The sequence below is a fragment of the Paenibacillus lignilyticus genome, from assembly GCF_017942085.1.
GTDB lineage: Bacteria > Bacillota > Bacilli > Paenibacillales > Paenibacillaceae > Paenibacillus_Z > Paenibacillus_Z lignilyticus.
The window spans coordinates 320482-343223 of the sequence record NZ_JAGKSP010000006.1 but is presented as its reverse complement, the minus strand read 5'-3'; the positions used below and the strand labels follow the sequence as shown (position 1 = coordinate 343223).

The window sequence follows — 22742 nt, the reverse complement described above, 5'->3', positions numbered from 1 at the left end:
TGCGATAACCATGACGAACGCCCAGTAAGCGGCCTGCATACGATGTAGGCAACAACCGCTGGAAAGGGTGATGGTTGGTGGAATTGCAGTTAGTTCCATTACACTGGGTGTATCTTGCCTTTATCGTATTTATTCTAGGTGTGCTGATCAAAAGACGGGATACGACGCTCGTTTGTGTGGTCGGCATCTTTGCGCTTGGCCTAATCGCAACGGAAAGCTTAAGCGCTTCGGTGAGCGGCGTTTTTAACAGCTTTATCTATGCAACAAAAGAGCTGCTCGGCACGATCTTCATCATCTCGATCATCGTTGCGATGAGTCGCATCTTGATTATTACCGGCATCAATGAAGTCATGGTCCAACCGCTTACACGTTTCTTACGCACCCCGGCTCTCGCTTTCTGGGGAATCGGATTAATAATGATGGTGACCTCGTGGTTCTTCTGGCCTTCACCGGGCGTTGCCTTAATCGGAGCCGTATTGCTGCCCGTTGCCGTCCGCGTCGGACTTCCGGCGCTAGGTGCAGCGATGGCGATGAACCTATTCGGTCATGGCATTGCATTATCCGGCGATTATATCATTCAAGGCGCGCCGAAGCTGACCGCCGATGCGGCCGGATTATCCGTTACGAGTGTCATGCAGGCCAGCGTACCGCTTGTCATTGTGATGGGAGTTGTGACCACCCTTACAGCCTTCTGGCTGATGCGCCGAGATATGCGCACAGGCAAATGGAAAGACGGACTTATTGCCGCTGGTACGAATCCCGTCAATGCGATAGCTGAAGATCGTGTCAGCTTGCCGATGAAGTGGAAGAAGACGCTTGCGATCCTGATTCCACTGTTGTTTATCGTCGATGTCATCGCGATGTTCGTGCTTAATCTCCAAGGAGGCGATGCGACGGCATTAATCGGGGGCACGGCCGTGTTTATTCTCATCCTCGTCACGATGCTGGCACATCGCAACAAGGGATTGGAGCAGACGACAGCGTACCTCATCGAGGGCTTTCAGTTTGGCTTCAAAGTCTTTGGTCCCGTTATTCCGATTGCGGCATTCTTCTACTTGGGAGATTCGGCGTTTACAACCCTGTTCGGCGGCGGGCTGCCAGAAGGATCACATGGCATTGTGAATGACTTGGGGGTGGCACTGGCCAATCATGTGCCGCTTAATCAAGCCATCGGGGCGGTTACGCTGTCCGTCACCGGCGCCATTACCGGCCTCGATGGCTCCGGTTTCTCTGGGATATCGCTTGCCGGTTCGATTGCTCAGCTCTTCGCATCCGCAATCGGCTCCGGCGCGGCAACGCTCACAGCACTAGGGCAAGTAGCGGCCATCTGGGTAGGCGGAGGCACCTTGATCCCGTGGGCACTTATTCCCGCAGCGGCTATTTGCGGCGTAGATCCGTTCGAGCTTGCCCGCCGCAACTTGAAACCGGTCTTATTCGGCCTCGCAGTGACGACGATCGTCGCGATGTTCATCGTGTAAGCGTATCGTAATGTGAATGGTGTAAGCGAATAACATCGTGGTGATTTGAAGTGAATTGTAAAGCATCGCAGTGATGTTTGCTGTGTAAGCAAAAAGGCATAACCGGCTTTTGGTGAGCTGGTTATGCCTTTTTCATATGGGATAATTTCACTATATTCATAATCAAAAATATATTTATATTGACTTTATTGTATAAATTGTGATATAATAAAATATTTATTTACAAACGTATTTTCTTTCGATATGATACTCCTTACCAAACCTATTGGAGGGATATACGTGCTTATCGATAAAGGAATTGCAATGCTTGAGATCACCGCTATCGTTATGGGAAGACAGGATACCTTACACCCCACTTTCCTATGGAACGAGTCCAAGGCAGTCTTGATCGACACCTGCTACCCCGGTCAACTGCCGCTCATTGAACAAGCATTGAAGGAGCACGGATTCTCCCTTCAGCAGCTGACCGATATCATCATTACGCATCAAGATATCGATCACATCGGAAGTCTTCCATCCCTCATTCAAACTTCCCCATCTACACTCGGCGTATGGGCATCACGCATGGAACAGCCTTATATTCAAGGAGAGAGGATGCTGATCAAGATCTCTCAAGACGCCATTGACCAAGCTGTTCGCTCGCTCCCGCCTGAGGTGCCTGAAGAGAAACGTCAAGCATTTCGGCATGCCCTTGAGCATCCGCCTAAAGCGAATGTCACGCAGTTAATCGGCTATGAGGATGGTGACAGGCTGCCTTCATTCGACGATTTAATTATCCTTGACACTCCCGGTCATACCCCTGGTCACATTAGTCTGTATCATCAGCCAAGCCGCACTTTCATTGCCGGGGATGCTCTCATCCTTCATGAAGGCGTGCTGCGGATTGCTGATTCACGTTTAAACGTCGACAACGAAGCGGCGCTGCGTTCCTTGGTGCAATTATCGGCGTATCCAATTGACCAAATCATCTCCTATCACGGAGGCCAGTTCCGTGGCGATGTCCAAGCCCAGCTTCAAGCGTTGATTGGTTAAATATTTTATAGCAGCGAAACGCACAGGACTTATTTGCTCCAATTTAGCCCCAAATAAATGCTAACAAATCGTACAGGGCTTATTTGCCCCAATTTTACCCCAAATAAATGCTAACGAATCGTAGGAGCCCTAATGGATGGTTTTTAAGTGAATGGGAGTCGTTTTTCCCAAAATAAGACCTGTACGATTCGTTAGATTTCTGAAGCCCCTAAAATAGGCGGAATACGGCCTGCACGATTCGTTAGAATCGTGGAACCCGGCGTTATCGCGGGGAAACGGCTCCTAACAGCCGATAAGCCATCAAATTGTGGCTCTAGCTGGCACATTCCGCTTACAGCGTGCTGTGACGCTTGCCGTGAGCGCAGCACTATAAAAAAACGGGAGCCGGATACATGACCATCATGTACCCGATTCCCGTTGACAGGCTTCACACACGCCATAGACTTCAAATCGGTGATTCATAATTTTGAATGAACCCGGCAAATCGATCGATTGATCCATCGGACAATATTCAAACGTGAGCGTTTTCTCGCAATTGATGCAAATTAAGTGATGATGATGATGGGACAGGCAGCTCACACGGAACTTTAAGCCCCCATCCATAAAATAAAACTGCTCCAGCGCTCCCATTTCGCTCAGCAGGCGCAAATTTCGATAAACCGTATCGAAGCTCACGCTTGGATAAGCGCGCGACATATGATCGTATACGTCTTTCGGAGACAAATATCCCTCAGTCTTGGCGAAGATCTCAGCCAGCTCTCGGCGCTGCTCGGTAATGCGCCAGCCGCTCTGCGACATGATCTCAATCATTTGCTTGACCGTATCTTGCGATTTATGAGCATCCGAATGGGAATGAGTATGGGAATGAAGTTCTGACATCGATAAACGTCCTTCCAATATTCCGAAGGTTCACGCTGCCTGCAGCTGCTATTTCGGAAGTGATACCCTTAGTTTAGCATATTTCGCTCGAAATTCATCCCGTTTGCGCAATTTCCCCCATTCGGTAGAGTAACTCCATTCGCAAAAGAGCAGCCCAGGGGCTGCTCTTTGCTGCCAATCGTCAAGTTTCATACTGTACAATCTGCGATACGCTGATATCGCGCATCGGCGCGCCTTGCATCCAGGCCGCGTACCAGTCCGCCGTATGCTGGGCTGTTTGCTGCGCATCCCACCGGGGCCGCCACCCTAGGCGGGAAGCGGCCTTCGTCGTGTCGAGCAGCATCGGCGCCGCATCCGACTGCTGCCGCTGGCCCGCCGCCCCGCCGGAAGGCGCCGGCGCAGGCTGCTTGCCGCCGAGGCGAGCGCGCAGCGCTTCGGCCAGCCAGGCCGAGGTCCGCGCTTCGCATGTGCGCGGACCCAGGTTCCACGCCTCGGCGAAGTCTCCGCCGCCGCCGGGCGGGAACAGCCGCTGCGCGAGCGCGAGGCTGCCCGCGAGCGCCTCAAGCACGTGCAGCCATGGCCGGAAGCCACTCGGCCGCGGCTGCACGTCCGGCTGCGCTGCGCGCTCCCCGGCGGCGGCGCGCACGCAGTCCGGCACGAGGCGGCCGCTGGCGAAGTCGCCGCCGCCGATGAGATGGCCCGCGCGGACGGTCGCAACCGCGGGCCCGTCGGCACTTCCGGCGAAATATGCGCGCCGGAACGAGGACACGACCAGCTCCGCGCATGCTTTGCTCGCGGAGCCGGGCTCCGCTCCGCCGAGGCCATCGGCTTCGCGGTAGCCGAGCACCCAATCGCGCGGCGCGTAACAATCCGCCGCAGTCATGGCCACTACGGCGCGGATCGGGTGATCCTCGTGTACGATCCGCACCGCATCCAGCAGCGCAGCCATCCCGGCGACATTAACATCGAAGATTTCAACCGTGCTGCGCTTGCCTTGATGCTCCGACTGCCCCGCCAGATGAAACACCACCTCCGGCTTTGCATCCCTCAGCGCGGCCGTAAGCTTCTCGGAATCCCGTATATCGCCTCGCGTCCACGGTATGATGTGCTCAAGTCCGCACAGGCGGTACATCGATGGCGTAGTCGGCAATTCATCGCTGTATCCTGTAACAACCGCACCTAAACGGTGCAGCCATAAACAAAGCCACGTTCCCACAAACCCCGTATGCCCCGTCACAAACACCTGTTTACCTTGCCAAAACGAATAATCCGGCATCGCTGTCCTGTCATCCTCTCCGCTTTCCTAGGGTGAAGCCTACTCCCACAGCTATGACAACAGCTTATGCAACTTCTCCCCATTTCGTTTGCGGATAAGCATGCCCATCGAGCAAGCTCCCGCTTTCGCCTCCATCGCCCCACCAACAACAAAAAAAACCGCAGGTCCTTAAGACCCGCGGCCACCGCGAAATTTCTGAGTATGTGCTTTGGCTTCATCGGTGTTGGTCACCCGATTGCGGCTCCATTCGATAAGAATGCGGTCGATATAGCGAAAATGCAGCTTTCCCGCGAAGACGGCTTCCTTCAAAGCGAAGCGGATCAGCTCGTCCGGATAACGATCTTGGTCCACCCATGCGCTGATCGTCTCGCATTCCATCGGGGACAGCGGGCGGCCGAACTCTTGCTCGAATACAGAAAATAAATCCGATTGCTTCGGCCACTCGCCTGCGATGTCGGTACCGCCATGCGAACTGCCGATGCCAACTGCCGCAGCGCCGGAACCCGCTCCGCCAACAACATAACCGCCTGACGCTCCAAAACCCGATCCCGAAGCCCTCCCGGCTCCGGAGCCTGCTCCCGAACTAACGCCAACTCCAACGCCCGCAGTACCTCGCTGCAGCTCCCGTTCGTTTTCGAACGACAAGCGCGCCTCCTCGGCCAGCCATTCCGCGCTGCGGATGATGAAGCCGTTCCAATTGTAGCGTTCGAATTGCATGCCGCTCACCGGATCGATTTCCTCATCGATGGCGAGCAGCTCTTCCTTCATCAAGCGGCTAAGCAGCTGATGCGCTGCATTGGGCAATATACCAAGCCGCTCAGCCAGCTGCTCCGGCGTCGGGAAATCGATGCCCTCGACTTGGCGGTACGTCATCAGCTGCAGCATAAGCAGCATCTCCGTGTCCGTCAGCCCGACGCCGCGATAAGCCCGGAGCAGACCGGCCGGCACCACGACGCCGCCGCCGTTCATGGCGGCGGCCATTCCGCGTGCGTAGGCCTTCCACATTTCGGTTTTCACCGTTCGTCCTCCCTTCCCTTGCGCTTACGGATACAGACGGTACAGCAAACGAGGGAACGGAATCGTTTCACGCACATGCTCCAAGCCGCAGATCCATGCCACTGTACGCTCCAGCCCCAGTCCGAAACCGGAATGCGGCACTGTGCCGTATTTACGCAGGTCTAGGTACCATTGGTACGCTTCCGTTGACAATTCATGCTCCGCGAAACGCTCTGCAAGCAGCTCCGGATCGTCGATCCGCTGCGAGCCGCCGATAATTTCACCGTAACCTTCAGGCGCAATCATATCCGCGCAAAGGACAACCTCAGGACGGTTCGGATCCGGCTTCATATAGAACGCTTTGAACGACGCCGGATAATGCGTGATGAACACCGGACGATCGTATTTCTCCGCAATCGCCGTTTCATGAGGCGCCCCGAAATCTTCGCCCCACTGAATTTCATGCTTGTTCTCCTGCAAGAAATCAATCGCCTGATCGTACGTAATACGCGGGAACGGCGCTACGATGTTCTCCAGCTTGCTGATATCGCGGCCAATCGTCTCAAGCTCCTTGCGGCAATTCTTCACGACATTTTGCACCACGAAGGATACGAACTGCTCCTGCACGCGCAAGTTTTCCTCATGATCCACGAATGCCATCTCCGGCTCGATCATCCAGAACTCGATCAAGTGGCGGCGAGTCTTCGACTTCTCCGCACGGAATGTCGGTCCGAAGGAATACACCTTGCCAAGCGCCATCGCTGCAGCTTCCATGTACAGCTGACCGCTTTGCGTCAAGTAAGCATCCTCGTCAAAATATTTCGTTTGGAACAGATTCGTCGTGCCTTCGCAAGAAGAAGGCGTCAGAATCGGCGGATCCACGAGCGTGAAGTTACGATCGTCAAAGAACTGCTGAATCGAGCGGATAATCTCGGCACGAATAACGAGAATCGCACGCTGCTTCGGCGAACGCAGCCAGAGGTGACGACGATCCATCAAGAAGTCGACCCCATGCTCCTTCGGCGTAATCGGGTAGTCTTGCGCGATTTGGATAATTTCGATATCTTCAACGGTCAGCTCGAAGCCGGACTGGCTGCGCGGCTCCTCACGCACGATACCTTTCACATATAGGGAGCTCTCCTGCGTCAATTCTTTCGCGGAGTTCCAGATCGTTTCTTCGATTTCACTCTTTACGACAACGCCTTGCACATAACCTGTTCCGTCGCGAAGCTGTAGAAATTGGATTTTACCGCTGGAGCGTTTACCGTTTAGCCAGCAGCCAATCCATACTGATTGTCCGGCAAAATCCTTCAATTGTCCGATCGTTGTTAACCTTTTCATCGTTCATTTCCGTCCTTTCCGTCTATACGGAGATCAATAGTCAATAAAACCTCTATTCTTTCACGAGCTCATACGTATCTCGTGCAATCAACAGCTCTTCATTCGTCGGAACGACAAGCACACTGACGCGCGAGCCGTCTTTCGAAATGTAACGCACTTCCTTCGATCGCTCTTCGTTACGTTCTGCGTCGAGCTCGATACCGAGGAAAGTCAGCTGCTCGCAGACCGCTTTGCGGACGGCAACGGAATTCTCGCCTACACCGGCCGTAAATACGACGGCATCCAAGCCATTCATGCCAGCCGCATAAGCACCGATATACTTGCGAAGACGGTACGTATACATATCGAAAGCGAGCTTCGCATGTTTATCGCCGTCATCCATCGCGGTCACGATTTCGCGCATATCGCTGCTGATACCGCTAATCGCCATAAGTCCGCTATGCTTATTGAGCATAGAGTTGACTTCGTTCAGCGTCAGCTCTTCTTTGTTCATCGTAAACGGCACGATCGCCGGATCCAAATCCCCGCTCCGCGTTCCCATCATAAGCCCTTCCAGCGGCGTTAAGCCCATACTGGTGTCAAAGGACTCCCCGTTCAGAATAGCCGTGCAGCTCGCGCCGTTGCCGATATGGCAGGTCACGATCTTCAGCTCTTTCAGCGGCTTGCCAAGCTTCTGGGCGGCAAGCTTACTCACATAGTTATGCGAGGTGCCGTGGAAGCCGTAACGTCTGATTTTGTGGCGGCGGTACAGCACCATCGGGATGGGATACAGAAACGTCTCCATCGGCATCGATTGATGGAATGCCGTATCGAATACGACCGCTTGCGGCACATCCGGCAGGTTCAGCTCGACTGCCGTAATTCCCATCATCGCAGGCGGGTTGTGAAGCGGCGCCAAGTCGAACAGACGTCTGATTTCTTTCTTTACCTCAACTGTAACGAGGGTGGATTGCTTGAAGCTTTCGCCTCCGTGAACGACCCGGTGACCGACGGCTTTGATTTCATCGATCGACTTCAATACGCCGTGTTCACGGTGCGTCAGCATATTAATCATTTTGCGGACAGCTTCGTTGTGATCGAGAATTTCACTAACCCGATTCACCTCAATACCGCCTGTCGGCTCATGGGTCAGAATGGAATCATCCATGCCGATTCGCTCCACGCGGCCTTGGGCAAGAACCGATTCATCCTCCATGTTGTACAGCTGATATTTCAACGAAGAGCTGCCTGCATTCATAACGAGAACGATCATACTCGGCCTCCATCTTTATCGTAGCTGAAGAAGCCGGCTCCGCTCTTAACGCCGAGCTGCCCGCCTCGTACCATTTTCTTAAGAATGAAGGAAGGCCGGTATTTGAGCTCCCCATATTCTCGGAACATCCGCTCAAGTGCTGCAAGCACCGCATCCAGACCGAATCGGTCCGCCATTTCGAATGGCCCGTGCTGGAACGAATAGCCGATCCGCATGGCGCTGTCGATATCGTCTGCCGAGGCGACGCCTTCTTCAAGCACGTGAAGCGCCTCATTTATGAACAGGCAAATGAGCCGCGTGGTGACAAAGCCGGGCGATTCGAACACCATGACGCCCTTCTTATGTATCGTTTCCTCAACAAAATGTTTGGTTAGCTCGAAGGTTTCATCTGAGGTTCTAAGACCGCGCACGATCTCTACCAAATCCGTCTTGCTGACCGGATAGACGAAATGCATGCCGATTACGCGCTCCGGATGATGGGTCACACTTGCAAGCTCCGTTAAGCTTAGTGTTGACGTATTGCTCGCCAGAATAACCTGCGGCTCGCAAATTTGATCCAGCTGTCTGAAGATGTCCAGCTTGCTGTCCAAATCCTCCGTAATCGTTTCAATAACAAGCTCGCATTCGGCCAAATCCGAGAGCTGCGCCATGGGATGAATCCGGTTCATAACCAGCTTCTTCTCCGCTGAAGTAAGCGCCCATCGCTCCATCTGCTTGTCTAAGCTTTGTTCAATCATGCAGATCGCATGACTGAGCCGTGTTTGGTCCCGTTCTACCATGTAGACCTCAAGACCGTTAAAGGCCAGCATTTCACAAATGCCCTGCCCCATCGTACCGGCGCCAACGACGCCTGCTTTACGTACCGCTGTCAACTTTCACACCTCCATAGTTCTGTGTCTATTATACATTTTTTTAAACCAAGAAGAAACGACTCTCGGCGTCCGTTTGAGGTGCGGAACAGTCAAATAAGAAGGCGGAATGGCTCCGCCTTCTTCGTCATAATAACCGTTATTGCGCTGCGAGCAGCTGTTCTTCCGGAACCGCATTTCCAAGTAAGGAACGGAAGCGGTCACCGCTTAACGTTTCTTCAGTAGTCAGTACGCTAAGTGCGGACGTAAACACTTCACGATTACTCTCGAGCATGCGCTTCACGCGTTCCATAAGCTCATTCAAGATACGGCCGTTCACATCGGCCCACTTGTCAGGCGTCATCATCGAGCTGTCGATAATGCCAAGGTCGGTAAGACCTGATTCCACCATCGAACGAACGATGCTCATCGCTTGATCGAAATCACCTCTGGATCCGGTACTGCGTCCGCCATAGAACATCTCTTCCGCTGCAGCTCCGCCAAGCGCGATCATAATCTGACCTTCCAAGAAAGGTTTGGTATACAAGTACTTATCCTGCTGCGGATTGTGACGCACATAACCAAGCGCCTGTCCCCTAGGCAGCAGTGCTACCTGGGATACACTGCCCGGACGAATAAGCTCTGCCGCAATCGCATGGCCCAATTCGTGCAAAGCCACCCGTTCACGTTCTTCGTGCGTCGCTTCGCGATCCGTGCGCTCACCCATCATCACTTTATCAATGGCCATGGACAGATGACGTTGGTTAATCACTTCGCCTTCTTCTCGCATCGCATAGATGGCAGCTTCGTTCATGACGCTCTCCAGCTGCGCGCCGGAGAACCCAAAGGACTCCTCCGCAATTTTATCGAGGTTTACTTCCTCGCTATGAAGCGGTTTATTCTGCGCGTGAATATTGAGAATATGCGCGCGGCCTTTCTTATCCGGCAAATCAACCGCGATATGACGGTCGAATCGGCCCGGACGCAGCAGTGCGCTATCGAGCATTTCCTTGCGGTTCGTCGCGCCGATCAGCAGAATTCGCGGCGTATCCGACGTATGAATGCCGTCAAGCTCCGTTAACAGCTGGTTCAACGTTTGATCATATTCGCGCTGCTGTCCGCCGTCACGTTTTCCACCGATAACATCAATCTCATCAATGAAAATTACCGCACTTTCCTTGTTCTGTTTAGCCGCTTTCTGGCGCGCTTCCTTGAACAACTCACGAATGCGGCTTGCGCCGACACCGACGTACATTTCAACGAATTCAGAACCGGATGCGGCCACGTAGACCGAATCCGTATAATGGGCTGCCGCTTTCGCCAGAAGCGTTTTTCCTGTTCCCGGAGGACCTGTCAGCAAGATGCCCTTGAGCGGTCGAATACCGAACTTCGAAATTTGATCCACGTGAATCAGAAAATCAAGCGCTTCGACAAGCTCTTGTTTCGCCCGGTCCTGTCCGCCGATTTGATCGAACGAGAGCGGCTTTGGCGGTCTGGCTTTCCCTCTGCTTCCGCCGCCTACCGTTGCCAGATTACCGCGCGTCTTCGCCATGAACAGTAAACCGCCGACAATCACGGCAAGCAATACGAGCGGAATCGTGTTCACGCCAACGAAAAACTGCAGAAATAAGATAAAGATCGGCACGAAGCCGATCGCCATTTCTTTCCCATACTTAAACATTCGGCCACGCTCCCAACGTATTTGGCGTACGAGGCAGTACGATATGCTTCTCGGATTTGCTGTCTTTCAATGTGATATAAACATTCACATCGTCCATCTCAGATTGCGCGGTAACGCCCGCGAACTTGTTCTGGACTTGCTTCAAGGTTGCCGGAATATCCGCATAATTGCGATGCTCCATGGCTTGCGCGATATCAAAGAGCATCGAGGACCAAACCCCATCGAGCTCCTTCGACGTGTTGTCATGACGGAAATCAAGCTTCAGGTCACGTTTGCCGATCACGTCGTCGCCTTTCGTTGCAATCGTATCATAAACGTCCCGCAGACTTGCATCACGGTCCAGCTTTAAATCTATCGTAACGGAGCTGCGATCTATAATTGGCTTTCCTTCTATAACGCCCGGAGTTTCAGCAACGATTCGTTCAAGCGGTTCAATCGTCGCCACATTACGGTGTATATACCAGCCGCCAACTAACAATCCGGCGGAAATAACAGCCGTTAGAATGGCTGGAAGCAAACGTATTTTCATAGCAAAAAAGCCCCCTTCATCGAACAATTTGCGCTGCACTTTCGTCTATCACTTGCTGCTATACGAAAGTATATCACAACCTGCTGATGCAGAGAGCGTGTAATAAAAGGGAACTATGGTCGAACTTTCTGACGGTTTATCGGCTTTGTTACCTGGCAGGCAGTTTATACGTAATCAGGAAGACGCCATCGCGGAAGCGATAAAACTCGTAATAATGATTCGTAACACCGGCTTGATCACGGGAATAGAAGATTTCCCATACCGGCTGACCGCCGAACAAGCCGAGCTTCAAATGAGAGATGTTGGCGTCCGGCTTGCCAAGCAGAAACCGTTCCTTAATATCGGCTTTAGCAAGGCCTTCGTCCGCTCGCAGCGTAATGGATTCATTTTGCTTCAACCATACATATGTAGTGTCGCCGTTATGGTCCTTCCCTTTCACGATCCAGACCGGTTCATCCCATACATAATGATAAGAGCTGTCTACGCTGCTGAGACTTCCTCGATCCTTCGCTTCCGCTTCCGCAGCTTGTTCTTCACGCCAAACAGGTGATTGCACAGACCGATAATACCAATTCAGCGCAACCAAGATAAGAATAATCAAGGCGGCGCTAAGTGTTATCCATCGGCCTGCTGACATGACCGGCGGTCTTTTGCGTCGATTGGCGCGCATTAGCTCGAGAGCAGCCTTTCGAAGCAGCGCTGCGCCTCAGCGCGAATTTGCGCTTCGTCCAGGAAGACGCACTCGCCTTGCTTCACCACTTGAACACCATCAACCCATACGTGAATTACGTCACGGCCGGAACCGGAATATACCAGATGGGAGACAATTTCAGTTTGAGGATAAAAATGCGGCTGTTCGATATTCAGGGCGATGAAGTCAGCCTTCATGCCCGGTTTAAGTGCGCCAAGGCGCTCTTCTTGCCAGATTGCGCGCGCACCGTATACGGTACCGAGCTTCAGTGCTTCCCAAGCCGGAACTGCAGTTGGGTCGCCGGAGATTCCTTTGTGAATAAGTGCAGCCAAACGAATTTCATCAAACAGGTCCAAATTGTTATTGCTTGCCGCGCTGTCCGTACCCAGAGATACGGTTACGCCGGCTTTGAGCATATCCGGTACTCGGGCGATACCGCTCGCAAGTTTCAAGTTGCTTGCAGGGTTGTGCGAAACACTTACGCCACGCTCGGCAAGAAGGGCAATCTCTTCATCGTTTAGATGAACCGCATGCGCGACCAAAGCCGGGCGGGAGAAGAAACCAAGCTTGTCCAGGTGCTCAACCGGGCGGCAGCCGTAATCATTGACGTTGAACTGCACTTCCGCAGCCGTTTCCGACATATGCGTATGTAGCGGCAGATCCAGTTCATTCGCAGCCTCAACGATACGTGCGATATAATCGGGCGGGCATGTGTACGGAGCATGCGGCGAAAGCATCGTACGAATGCGGCCGTTTGCTCGTCCATTCCACTCTTGCGCGAATAGCTTCGCTTCGTCCAGCTTCGCCGTTTGCACATCCGGCGGGCAAAGTCCGATGACACCGCGCGTGAGCAGTCCACGCATACCGGATTGCTCTACAACCTCGGCTACGATATGCATCCTATCATACATGTCGACGAACGTTGTCGTTCCGGATTTCAGCATCTCGGCAACGGCAAGGGCCGTTCCCCAGCGGGCATCCTCATCCGTGTATTTGCCTTCCATTGGCCACATCTTCTGCTCGAGCCATACTTGCAGCGCTTCGTCATCGGAATACCCGCGAAGCAAGGACATCGCAGCATGTCCGTGTGTATTAATCAAACCAGGCATGAACACAAGCCCTTGACCGTCTATACGTTCGGCCCCTGCAGGTGCCGGATCCGGAGCCAGCTCATCCAGATATAGAATCGTGTCGCCTTCTACGACCATATGGCCTTTCACTACGGGACGCTCCTCGTCCATTGTGACAAACGTTCCGTTTTCAATCCACAACCGTTTCATTCTCGTCGACCCCTTCTTCATCCAAGTAATACGCTAAGCTCAGCAGCTCAGTGGTGAAATTCGCATAATGGATCCGTACATGCTCTTGAACTCTGAGAATGGTCGGCGCAAAATTCAAGATGCCATCGACACCGGCCTCCACGAATTTATCCGCCACATTTTGCGCTTCAATTGCAGGTACTGTAATGATCCCTATGCGGATGTTGCACGCAGCGACCGTTTCCTTCAGCTTATCCATCGGCAATACCGTCAACCCGTTAATGGAGGCGCCAACCATAGAAGGATGAACATCGAAGACAGCCGTAATTTTCATATTATCCTTCAAATACGTATTATAGTTGCACAGCGCTCGGCCTAAGTTACCGGCACCGACCAGCCCTACATTCAGCGGCTGGTCCAGTTTTAGAATCTGACGGATTTTCTCGATGAGATAAGTTACGTCGTAGCCGATCCCTTTTCGGCCGAAATCGCCGAAGTATGCGAGATCCTTTCTGATTTGTGCCGGATTCAAATCCAGCTTGTTGCCAAGATCTTGTGATGAAACCGTCTGGACATCCCGCATGTTCAGATCGTTCAAGACCTGCAGGTAAACCGGAAGTCTGCGAACGACCGCCTCGGATATTTTCATCGGCTTCATTTCTCCACCTCTTCTTCACTTGGACTTGGAACTGGTGCAAGCCATTCGCGTATCCGCGGAACAATCTGCTCTAAATGCATATGCTCGATCTTCGGCCCCGGCAAGGAATATAGAAAATATTTGCCGTAATACGTATCGATCACTCTTGTATCGTAGATAAGAACGATGCCGCGGTCCTTGCCGGTCCGCACAAGACGGCCAAAGCCTTGCTTAAAGCGGATTACCGCTTGCGGGATGGAAAGCTTCATAAACGGATTCTGCTTCTGCTCCTGCAGCAATTCAGACTTCGCTTCCACGAGCGGATGGTTAGGCGGCTGGAAAGGAAGTCTTACGATGGCCAGACAAGTCAGCGCATCGCCGGGAATGTCTACGCCTTCCCAGAAGCTGCTTGTTCCCAGGAGAACAGAAGCTTGCTGCTGTTGGAATCTCCGTGTAAGTTTGCTGCGATTGCTGCTGTCAATACCCTGTCCCAGAACGTGAATGCCGCTCATCGCCAGCGCTTCCTTGAGCGGATCATATACCTGCTTCAGCATCCGATAGGACGTAAACAGAACGAGCATACGGCCGTTTGTCTCGATCGCCGCCTCTGTCAGTGACTTCACCAGCATGTCATTGAACTGAGGATCTCCGGCAGCTCCTTTCAGTACAGGAAAGTTTCGCGGAATAATGACCAGCGCTTGTTCTCTGTAATTGAACGGTGACGGCAGTTGAACCGTCTTCAGTCGACCCTGCTCCTCATCTTGCGTCAGACCTAACTGCTCACATGCATATTGAAATGATTTCTGAACGGATAAGGTCGCAGATGTGAGAATGACGCTTTTCTTAATATCGAAGAAATAAGTCCGCAGCTGGCTGCTCACATCGGCAGGTACAGCATATAGCTGAATCGATTTCGCTCTGGAATTGCTGTTGGCTTCCAGCCAATATACCGTATCTGTCTTATCTGCTTTCATGAACTGGCGCAGATCATCTCGAGCCCGGGACAGATCCTTGATTGTACCGCTTAAGTCTGTCACAAGAGCGGCGATGCCGGGATCATCGATCTCTTCTTTGATCGCTGCAAAAACCTTATCGAGAGGACGGATGATTTGGCTTAAGTACCCGTTAATCGCTTCCTCTATGAGCTGTGCATCCGACCAATAATCCGGCAGCTTGCCGCTGCGGAGTCTTAGCACGAATTGCCCGGTTTCGCCGTTTGAGGCATCCCCTGAGCTCTTCGTTCCGGAAGCCCCGTTCCCCATCAGCGTGTATAACATTTCAAACAAGCGATCCCATTCATCGCGCAAGTCGCCGAATACCGGTACAACCTCATCGATTTCCTCGCGCCATTTCTGGGTTTTCTCGACATCCTCGTTCGCAAGTCTGCTCTTAAGTGCTATCAATTGACCGTTGCGCGCATCTTTGCAGAGTCTTAGGACAGGATGCTGAACGGAATAGTATGAAACTTGTGTTCCCAGGTGTTTACCTGCAACTTCTTCCAGATGATGCGCCTCATCGAGGATGAGATGCTCGTAACCCGGAAGCAATCGATGATCTGCTCGTATATCCGTGAAGAGCATGGAATGGTTCGTGATGACGACATCCGCAATGTTCGCTTCTTGCTTCGCCCGGTGATAGTAGCACCGTTTGAACCACGGACAGGCGCGATTGAGGCAGGAATCGGTGTCACTGGCGACCGTTCCCCAGAAATCCGCACCGCGATTGCCGAAATTGAGCTCTTCCTGATCCCCATGATTCGATTCACTCAGCCATACAACCATTTGCGAAGCCGTTATTCTGTCTTCCGCCGGTGAAGCGAAATCGCGCATATTTACTTTGCCTTCGAACTTGCGTAAACATAAATAATTGCCGCGTCCTTTAAAGACGGCGGCTCGGAATGGATAAGGCATGACTGCCTGCAGCAGCGGCAGATCGCGCGCCCGCAGTTGCTCCTGCAGGTTAATCGTATGCGTGCTGACGACTATCTTCTTGTTGTGCTGGACACCATAGTACAGAGCTGGGATAAGGTAACCCAGCGACTTTCCTGTGCCTGTACCCGCTTCTATGAGCAAATGACGCTCCTCTTCCAGCGCATCGATCACTTCTTGGAACATCATATTTTGCGGTTCGCGTTCTTCATAACCCGAAACCAGGGCAGCAATTTCGTTCTTGATATGCGACAGAAATTGCGGGAACGTCCAGTCTGTCACGGACGCTCCGGCTTCCTCGTCCAGGTTCTCCCTCGGATGCTGCTCTTCTGACCAATCGCCTGCCTTCATGGCAAATTGCCGGAAGTAATGATAAGCATCAGGATCGATCGACGTTTGCGTTTCTTTCAGAAATGCCATTTGGGAGACGAACCAGCCCAAGTCATCCAGATCATCGCCAAGCAAATTAGCCAGTCGCTGCAGCGTTAACAGAGGTAAACCCTTTAGCTTGTTGTGGCAATTGACGAACAGCTCCGCCGTTGCCATCGCATCGCTGTCCGCGCGGTGATGCTGATCATGCTCGATTCCGAACAATTCCGTCACCGCGCCCAGCTGATAAGTGGTTAAAGTAGGATAAAGGATTCGCAATAAATCAATCGTATCCAGCCGTCTTCCGTCGAAAGGCAAATAACCGCAGCGATCAAGCGCCGAGTTGAGGAAGCCTGCATCAAAGCCGACATTGTGCGCAACGAGAACAGCGTCGCTGAGCAGCGGTATGAGCTCCAGCAGCACTTCATCAAGATCCGGCGCATCCGCGACCATCGACTCTTCTATGCCGGTTAGCTGCGTTATAAACGGCGGAATCGCAATCGTCGGTTTGACGAACGTACTGTAAGAATGAACAACGCTTAATTGTTCATCCAGCAGCACAAGACCCACTTGTATCATTTCATCGCCGGCACTATGACCGGTCGTTTCCAAATCCAGTACGGCATAATTCATCCGGTAAGTATCCTCTCACAAAAACTAAAGCTGGCCACTCCCGAACAACAGGGATAGCTGGCCTGCATGCTGCTCGCATGACTTCATATTCGACAATGGATCGGTAAAATTCGGATCCGCTTCATGGGCCTTCTCGAAATAGACGGCCGCCTGTTCTAAATTCATGCGGACAGCTTGTATGCAGCCCAGTGCGTTTAGGCCAAGCGCCTTCCACTTCGGATGCTCGGTAACTTCTACGAGCAGCTGGAAGTGACGCTGAGCTTCATGCCATTCCTGCAAATGCATGCATGTCATACCTAGGAACAGCCGAGCACGATTATCATCCGGCGATCTTCTGACCGCATCTTGGAAATGCTTGAACGCATCTTTAAACATAAATAATTTAAAATAGCCTTGACCTTTGGACATCGCCTGCTGCATTTCAATCACGGCATCATCATCTAACGGATCTGTCTTCTCGATGGAGTCAGCCGCGCTGTGATTCCCTTTACTCCCTGCAGCAGGCTTCTGCTGCAGGGCAGGCGGTATAGGAGCTGCTGAGATGATCTTAGGGTAACCGGGTGCAGATGCAGGTGCTGGTGCTGCTGGCTTAAGCGGTGCTTGGCCGGCAGAGCTGCCTTTTGAATGTGCCAGCTGCAGATCTCGGAAATCCGCCATCTTCTCTTCAAATTGAAGCCATTCCTCAATAAACGTATCGCTGAACTGTTTAAGGGAAGACAACTGATCATCAAGCTGCTTGCGTTGTGCGCCGTTTGCGTGCGGATAATGGATAATAATTTCTTCGAGCATTTCCTGCATGGTAGCAAATACATGTTTGAACATATCGTACGCACCCACCTTCACGCCAGGATAGAAGTGAATTTGTTATGCTCATTCTTTGCCCCGGCACTGCTTTTCATACTCTGTCCCAGACGTTTCACAGCGCTGGCATCAAGTACAGCTTACGACGGTTTACAAAATAGTGGCATGCAATTCCTGCTCAAGCATCTGAACAGGCTTGTTTCCGGCATCGAGGATGACAACCTTTGGCTTGTACGTACGAGCTTCCTCGTCGGTCATCATGCCGTAACCGATAATAATGACATTATCCCCAGGCTGTACCAGCCGTGCCGCTGCGCCGTTCAAACAGATCACGCCGGAGCCACGCGGCCCTGTAATGACGTACGTTTCCAGACGGGCACCGTTATTATTATTCACGATTTGCACTTTCTCATTAGGCCAAAGATCGGCAAGGTCCATCAAGTCTTCATCAATGGTGATGCTGCCCACATAATTGAGGTTCGCTTCCGTGACGGTCGCCCGGTGAAGTTTGGATTTCATCATTGTTCTGAACATTTGTGTCACCTCCGCCGAGTTGAAATAAACGATTGTCAATCAAACGCGTGCTGCCGAATTTGACCGCAAGCGCAATAATAATGGTTTGAGATAACGCGGATATTTCGGTATTGGCATCAATTGGCGATAAGTTCGGGTAAGTAAGAAGTTCTGCATAATCAATCTCTGCCAGCGGAACGGAACGAATGGAATCCGCGATTAATTTAGACAGTTTCAAACGCGTCATTCCAGGCTGCTTGAGCCAGCTCTCAGCCGCTCGAAGCGTTTCAGACAATATAACGGCCTGCTTACGCTGATCGGCGCTTAGATACACATTACGCGAGCTCATGGCGAGGCCATCTGCTTCGCGTACCGTTTCGCAGCGTACAATCCGAACCGGCATATTGAGATCATGTACCATCTGCTCAATAACTGCAACCTGCTGGGCATCCTTCATGCCGAAATAAGCGCGGTCCGGTTGAACCAGATTTAACAGCTTGCTGACAACTGTGCCGACACCATCAAAATGTCCCGGTCGCGAGGCACCGCACAAACGTTCCGTCACTTCGCTGACCAGCACTTTGGTCAGCGGTTTGGTCGGATACATTTCTTGAACGGTTGGCGCAAACAGCAAATCGATCCCATTCGCAAGCGCAAGAGCGGAATCCCGCTCCAAGTCCCTTGGGTAGCGATCGAAATCTTCGTTAGGTCCAAATTGAAGCGGGTTAACGAATATAGTTAGAACGGTATAATTGCAATCTTCACGCGCCCGCTTCATCAGACTTGCATGACCTTCGTGCAGAAATCCCATCGTAGGAACAATTCCGATAACTCCATCCGGCTTGTTCTTTCGCTGCTGAGCCAGATGAGCTTTAAGTTCTTGAATTGTGGTACAGACGATCATGCCGTTCCCCCTCCTTTGACGACATCTGCGACAGGCTTATCCGCCTGCTTGGATGACGCTGCCGGGGCTGTTTCTCCTTTATCGGAGGCGGAGGCTGCGTTTGAGCCTGAACCTGAGCCATAGAGCTGCCTCAGCATTTCCTGCTCCATCGGGAACGCATGCGCTTCCTGCGGGAATTCTCGGGACTTCACTTCGGAGACGTAGGCTCCGATGGCGTTACGGATGGTTGTTCCGAGGTCCGCATAGGTTTTGACGAAGCGCTTTTCCCGGTATGGCGATGCATATTGCAAAATATCATGATACACAAGCACTTGACCATCACAGCCGCGTCCTGCACCGATGCCAATGGTTGGAATCGAAAGCGCCGATGAGATCGCTTCGGCCAGCGGCTCTGTTACAAGCTCAAGCACGATACAGAATGCTCCGGCCGCTTCCAGCGCCTTGGCATCTTCGATCAGCTGCTGCGCTTCGCGTTCAAGTTTGCCTTGTACGCGATATCCGCCAAGCTGATGAACGGACTGCGGTGTAAGCCCGATATGTCCCATAACGGGAATGCCTGCTCTGACGCATGCGGCAACCTCATCCGCGATATCTGCGCCGCCCTCCAGCTTAACCGCATGCGCGTACCCTTCTTGCAGCAACCGGCCCGCATTGCGGAGCGTCGTTTCTTTGCCAAGCCGATACGTCATGAATGGCAAATCGGCGACGATAAATGTATTTGTTGCACCACGAGCTACTGCTCTGGAATGATAAACCATGTCGTCTAACGTTACAGGAATTGTCGTGTCGTAACCAAGCACAACGTTACCGAGTGAATCACCGACAAGAATAACATCAATTCCGGCTTCTTCGGCAAGTTTAGCCGAAGGATAATCATAGGCGGTCAGCATGGAAATTGGCTCGCCGCTTTGCTTCATTTTCTTAAGCTTCGTAATAGTCAACGGTTGTTTCATGGCTCCGTCCTCCTTCAGGGATTGGCCCGACTCCCTCTCGTGGATCTGTAATGCTTAGTATAAGCTTTCACGATCGCGGGTCGTCCTATGTGATCAACACAAAAAAACCTTCTAGCACCCGCTACAAAGGTCCAATCCAAAAAGGAACGTCCTGTTTCAAGGCGAAACGACTGTCGCCGGCCTATTGGCGGAGAAGCGCGTTTCAATAAGAGCTTCCTTCTGTCTCGGTCCCTAACGGCTCAGAGCAGAATGCGCACTGTCTAACGATTCAACCCAATCTTATACGCAAACTGAAGCTCCACTATCCGGTGCAGTTCGCACAAGACGATACCACCCATTAATGGAGCATGCTAGTAAGGCGAGTATATCAAAAAAACGATGCCGCGTCTATGAACCCTTCGCCTATCCTTGGGGCACTTGTTCGCTCGAAAAAATCGGTACAATCGTCCCATCGCTCTTCCGTACAAGCAGAGCACCTTGCTCATTAAGTCCGACCGGCGTTGCCATGGTTTCCCCGCTCGAGAGAATCAGTCTTGTCGGTTTATTCAGCGTAACCGACAGCGCCTCCCATAACATTCGGATCGGGCCGAAGCCATCCTTCTGATAGATCGTGTAAAGCTGCTCGAACTGTTCGAAGAAACCTGCGATAATATCAGCTCGATCTAGCGGCCTTCCAAGCTCGATCTGAAGCGAAGTTGCGATATCCAGCAGCTCCTGCGGGAAGTCGTCGGCCGTTAGGTTAACGCTGATTCCTATGCCGGCAATGACGTAACGCAGCCGTTCTTCCTCAGCGGTGGACTCCAGCAGAATGCCGCTGATTTTCTTGCCGCCGATCAGCAGGTCGTTTGGCCATTTGATGCCGATATCGAGCGGCGCGGCGATAGCTCGAAGCGCTCGGCAGAGTGCCACGGCTGTCAGCAGCGTCAACTGCGGAGCAAAATGCAAAGGCATGCCCGGTCTCAAAATAAAGCTCATATAAATGCCTCTACCCGAAGGCGACACCCATTTGCGTCCCAGCCGTCCTCGACCGCTCGTTTGCTGCTCTGCAATCACAAGGGTGCCTTCTTCCGCACCTTCTTCAGCCAGCCGCTGCGCAATGTTTTGCGTGGAATCAACGGAATCGAACATGCGGATCTTCTGTATGATCGAAGTTCCTTTGCTCTGCAGCTTCATCGTGAGTTCCTGCGGAGTGAGCTTAGAAGGACGGCCGATTAAACGATAGCCTAAACGCCTTGAAGCTTCGATCTGGTAGCCTGCCGCTTCCAGCTTCTTAATATGCTTCCAAACCGCAGTTCGGCTGATTTGGAGCTCTTGACTTAGCAGTTCGCCTGACAGATATCCGGTCGATTGCTGCTCTAACAGCTCTAGTATACGATTCATGTTAACTCCTCTTGGACTTCCGATCTTGGGTTATGGAGCATTGCCGCCTCTGCTGCCCGGAGCAATGATTGTTTGTCATTCGGAATTTCTCCTGCAGCCGCCGCATGCAGCAGCTCATTTAACAGACCGCCGAGCCACGGTCCCGATGGTTGCTTCGAGATAGCAAGAAGATCCGTTCCTTTGACAGCCAGCTCACGGATCGAAGAAGCCGGTACGGCCTCCAGCCACGCGTAAAGCTTCTCCAATATAGCATTGGACATCCCTGCCTCTGCCGAAACAAGCTCAGGAATGGCTGTCCCTATTCGCAGCCACTGCTGCGCTGCTTGTTTCCCGTATTGCAAAAGAAGACGAATCCACTTCCGACGTCCGGTCTCGTCCAGTTGAAAACCAACCTGCAGCGCGGTATGAAGGCCGATTACAGCCTTCAATTGCTTGCTGCGAGCTGTGGCATAACGGAGCCTTGCGAACAGCTCATCGGCTTGTCCTTGGTCGAGCCGAAGCGCCATGCAAAGCGCAGCCCAGCGATCCTCATCGGATTCCAGTCGTGTCATTGTTTGCACCAAGGCGTTTCTGCTATTGCCGGCAGCTTGCAATGACGCCTCTTCATGCGCCAGCTTATACTGTTCCGCCGACTCTACCATGAGCTGCGGCAGCGGTTCTTTCGTATGCTTCAGCAGACCGCTGACCGCAAGATATGCGGCTGCGCGTGCAGGATCACTGCCGCCGATCATTTTGTCGAACTCAAGACCAATTCGCTCCATCGCGATATGTGCCAGCAGATGTTTGTGCCGCATAATCGCGCGCCATGTCTGCACTGCGATCCGCAGATCGAATGAAGCAGCAAAACGCACCGCGCGCACAATCCGAAGCGCATCCTCCTGCAGCCTCGCATCCGGATCTCCGACGCAGCGAAGCACGCCTTCGCGAAGATCCCGCTGTCCGCCGAATGGATCATAGATCGACCCGTCACTGCGCATCGCCATGCTGTTTATGGTGAAATCACGGCGAAGCAGATCCTCGTCCAAGCTCTTCACGAATTGCACCTGAGCAGGCCGCCTAAACTTCTCATAGGCCGATTCCGTGCGGAACGTGGTTACCTCGTAGGTTATACGCTCGTGAACAACCGTTATTGTTCCATGCTGCAGGCCGGTAGGAATCGTATGCGGGAATGCAGCAATCACCTGCTCCGGAGATGCTGCAGTGGCAATATCGACATCCTTGAGCGTCCGTCCCATAATCGTGTCGCGGACGCAGCCGCCTACAAACACGGATTCATGCCCTAAGCTTTCAAGTGTATGAAGCAAAGGGAGCGCCCTTGTCAGCGCATCACTCCACGACATCGGCACTCCCCCTCCTAAGGAT

At 52.6% G+C, this 22742-nt stretch carries 20 protein-coding genes; 2 read left to right on the top strand and 18 right to left on the bottom strand.

Translation table 11 applies throughout. The features are described 5' to 3' along the window. The first annotated feature begins 77 nt into the window (after positions 1 to 77). A complete protein-coding gene (locus I8J30_RS17545) occupies positions 78 to 1478 on the top strand; it encodes a hypothetical protein (RefSeq protein WP_210659916.1) in 1401 nt (466 codons plus the stop codon). Positions 1479 to 1757: 279 nt separating this feature from the next. Further along, positions 1758 to 2510, top strand: a complete 753-nt coding sequence (locus I8J30_RS17540; RefSeq protein WP_338044883.1) for an MBL fold metallo-hydrolase — start codon at positions 1758 to 1760, stop codon at positions 2508 to 2510. 399 nt (positions 2511 to 2909) lie between these two features. On the opposite strand, the gene I8J30_RS17535 is transcribed toward I8J30_RS17540, so the two are convergent. The 18 genes from I8J30_RS17535 to I8J30_RS17450 form a co-directional block, all read right to left on the bottom strand. Then, a complete protein-coding gene (locus I8J30_RS17535; RefSeq protein ID WP_210659914.1) occupies positions 2910 to 3389 on the bottom strand; it encodes a Fur family transcriptional regulator in 480 nt (159 codons plus the stop codon). Between the two features lie 181 nt (positions 3390 to 3570). Beyond that, positions 3571 to 4665 (bottom strand): CDP-glucose 4,6-dehydratase, encoded by a 1095-nt coding sequence (rfbG, locus tag I8J30_RS17530; protein ID WP_210659904.1) that lies wholly within the window; start codon positions 4663 to 4665, stop codon positions 3571 to 3573. Between the two features lie 168 nt (positions 4666 to 4833). Beyond that, entirely contained in the window at positions 4834 to 5682 is an 849-nt protein-coding gene (locus I8J30_RS17525) for a DnaD domain protein (protein WP_210659902.1), read from the bottom strand. A gap of 24 nt (positions 5683 to 5706) precedes the next feature. Beyond that, a complete protein-coding gene (gene asnS, locus I8J30_RS17520) occupies positions 5707 to 7002 on the bottom strand; it encodes an asparagine--tRNA ligase (RefSeq protein ID WP_210659900.1) in 1296 nt (431 codons plus the stop codon). 52 nt (positions 7003 to 7054) lie between these two features. Further along, entirely contained in the window at positions 7055 to 8254 is a 1200-nt protein-coding gene (locus I8J30_RS17515) for an acetate/propionate family kinase (protein ID WP_210659898.1), read from the bottom strand. Further along, on the bottom strand, positions 8251 to 9126 hold the full coding sequence (locus tag I8J30_RS17510) for a 3-hydroxyacyl-CoA dehydrogenase family protein (protein WP_276316143.1): 876 nt from the start codon (positions 9124 to 9126) through the stop codon (positions 8251 to 8253). The genes I8J30_RS17515 and I8J30_RS17510 overlap by 4 nt, the downstream gene beginning before the upstream one ends. 136 nt (positions 9127 to 9262) lie before the next feature. Beyond that, positions 9263 to 10783 (bottom strand): AAA family ATPase, encoded by a 1521-nt coding sequence (locus tag I8J30_RS17505; RefSeq protein ID WP_210659889.1) that lies wholly within the window; start codon positions 10781 to 10783, stop codon positions 9263 to 9265. Next, complete coding sequence (locus tag I8J30_RS17500) at positions 10776 to 11312, bottom strand: hypothetical protein (RefSeq protein ID WP_210659887.1); 537 nt, start codon at positions 11310 to 11312, stop codon at positions 10776 to 10778. The genes I8J30_RS17505 and I8J30_RS17500 overlap by 8 nt, the downstream gene beginning before the upstream one ends. Positions 11313 to 11460: 148 nt before the next feature. Further along, positions 11461 to 11982, bottom strand: a complete 522-nt coding sequence (locus I8J30_RS17495) for a cell wall elongation regulator TseB-like domain-containing protein (RefSeq protein WP_210659884.1) — start codon at positions 11980 to 11982, stop codon at positions 11461 to 11463. After that, positions 11982 to 13283, bottom strand: coding sequence for an amidohydrolase (locus tag I8J30_RS17490; protein WP_210659882.1), 1302 nt, complete (start codon positions 13281 to 13283; stop codon positions 11982 to 11984). Before I8J30_RS17490 ends, I8J30_RS17495 begins: the two co-directional genes overlap by 1 nt. Continuing rightward, positions 13264 to 13920: a redox-sensing transcriptional repressor Rex gene (locus I8J30_RS17485; RefSeq protein WP_091218913.1), complete on the bottom strand. Its 657-nt coding sequence runs from the start codon at positions 13918 to 13920 to the stop codon at positions 13264 to 13266. The genes I8J30_RS17490 and I8J30_RS17485 overlap by 20 nt, the downstream gene beginning before the upstream one ends. After that, positions 13917 to 16829: an ATP-dependent DNA helicase DinG gene (gene dinG / locus I8J30_RS17480; protein ID WP_210659873.1), complete on the bottom strand. Its 2913-nt coding sequence runs from the start codon at positions 16827 to 16829 to the stop codon at positions 13917 to 13919. The genes I8J30_RS17485 and dinG overlap by 4 nt, the downstream gene beginning before the upstream one ends. A gap of 24 nt (positions 16830 to 16853) precedes the next feature. Then, the gene (locus tag I8J30_RS17475) at positions 16854 to 17651 is read right to left on the bottom strand and encodes a hypothetical protein (RefSeq protein WP_210659871.1); all 798 of its coding nucleotides are present in this window, start codon (positions 17649 to 17651) and stop codon (positions 16854 to 16856) included. Between the two features lie 129 nt (positions 17652 to 17780). After that, a complete protein-coding gene (panD, locus tag I8J30_RS17470; protein ID WP_210659870.1) occupies positions 17781 to 18164 on the bottom strand; it encodes an aspartate 1-decarboxylase in 384 nt (127 codons plus the stop codon). Beyond that, positions 18079 to 19047 (bottom strand): pantoate--beta-alanine ligase, encoded by a 969-nt coding sequence (panC, locus tag I8J30_RS17465; protein WP_210659868.1) that lies wholly within the window; start codon positions 19045 to 19047, stop codon positions 18079 to 18081. The genes panD and panC overlap by 86 nt, the downstream gene beginning before the upstream one ends. Further along, the gene (panB, locus tag I8J30_RS17460) at positions 19044 to 20000 is read right to left on the bottom strand and encodes a 3-methyl-2-oxobutanoate hydroxymethyltransferase (RefSeq protein WP_210659864.1); all 957 of its coding nucleotides are present in this window, start codon (positions 19998 to 20000) and stop codon (positions 19044 to 19046) included. The genes panC and panB overlap by 4 nt, the downstream gene beginning before the upstream one ends. A 402-nt stretch (positions 20001 to 20402) precedes the next feature. Beyond that, positions 20403 to 21380 (bottom strand): biotin--[acetyl-CoA-carboxylase] ligase, encoded by a 978-nt coding sequence (locus I8J30_RS17455; RefSeq protein WP_210659862.1) that lies wholly within the window; start codon positions 21378 to 21380, stop codon positions 20403 to 20405. Further along, complete coding sequence (locus I8J30_RS17450) at positions 21377 to 22720, bottom strand: CCA tRNA nucleotidyltransferase (RefSeq protein WP_210659861.1); 1344 nt, start codon at positions 22718 to 22720, stop codon at positions 21377 to 21379. The genes I8J30_RS17455 and I8J30_RS17450 overlap by 4 nt, the downstream gene beginning before the upstream one ends. Positions 22721 to 22742: the final 22 nt, after the last annotated feature.

Coding starts and splice junctions, on each gene's coding strand:
- I8J30_RS17535 (WP_210659914.1), bottom strand. CDS start 3,389: ATGTCAGAACTTCATTCCCATACTCATTCCCATTCGGATGCTCATAAA.
- rfbG (WP_210659904.1), bottom strand. CDS start 4,665: ATGCCGGATTATTCGTTTTGGCAAGGTAAACAGGTGTTTGTGACGGGG.
- asnS (WP_210659900.1), bottom strand. CDS start 7,002: ATGAAAAGGTTAACAACGATCGGACAATTGAAGGATTTTGCCGGACAA.
- I8J30_RS17515 (WP_210659898.1), bottom strand. CDS start 8,254: ATGATCGTTCTCGTTATGAATGCAGGCAGCTCTTCGTTGAAATATCAG.
- I8J30_RS17505 (WP_210659889.1), bottom strand. CDS start 10,783: ATGTTTAAGTATGGGAAAGAAATGGCGATCGGCTTCGTGCCGATCTTT.
- I8J30_RS17500 (WP_210659887.1), bottom strand. CDS start 11,312: ATGAAAATACGTTTGCTTCCAGCCATTCTAACGGCTGTTATTTCCGCC.
- I8J30_RS17495 (WP_210659884.1), bottom strand. CDS start 11,982: ATGCGCGCCAATCGACGCAAAAGACCGCCGGTCATGTCAGCAGGCCGA.
- I8J30_RS17490 (WP_210659882.1), bottom strand. CDS start 13,283: ATGAAACGGTTGTGGATTGAAAACGGAACGTTTGTCACAATGGACGAG.
- I8J30_RS17485 (WP_091218913.1), bottom strand. CDS start 13,920: ATGAAGCCGATGAAAATATCCGAGGCGGTCGTTCGCAGACTTCCGGTT.
- dinG (WP_210659873.1), bottom strand. CDS start 16,829: ATGAATTATGCCGTACTGGATTTGGAAACGACCGGTCATAGTGCCGGC.
- I8J30_RS17475 (WP_210659871.1), bottom strand. CDS start 17,651: ATGTTCAAACATGTATTTGCTACCATGCAGGAAATGCTCGAAGAAATT.
- panD (WP_210659870.1), bottom strand. CDS start 18,164: ATGTTCAGAACAATGATGAAATCCAAACTTCACCGGGCGACCGTCACG.
- panC (WP_210659868.1), bottom strand. CDS start 19,047: ATGATCGTCTGTACCACAATTCAAGAACTTAAAGCTCATCTGGCTCAG.
- panB (WP_210659864.1), bottom strand. CDS start 20,000: ATGAAACAACCGTTGACTATTACGAAGCTTAAGAAAATGAAGCAAAGC.
- I8J30_RS17455 (WP_210659862.1), bottom strand. CDS start 21,380: ATGAATCGTATACTAGAGCTGTTAGAGCAGCAATCGACCGGATATCTG.
- I8J30_RS17450 (WP_210659861.1), bottom strand. CDS start 22,720: ATGTCGTGGAGTGATGCGCTGACAAGGGCGCTCCCTTTGCTTCATACA.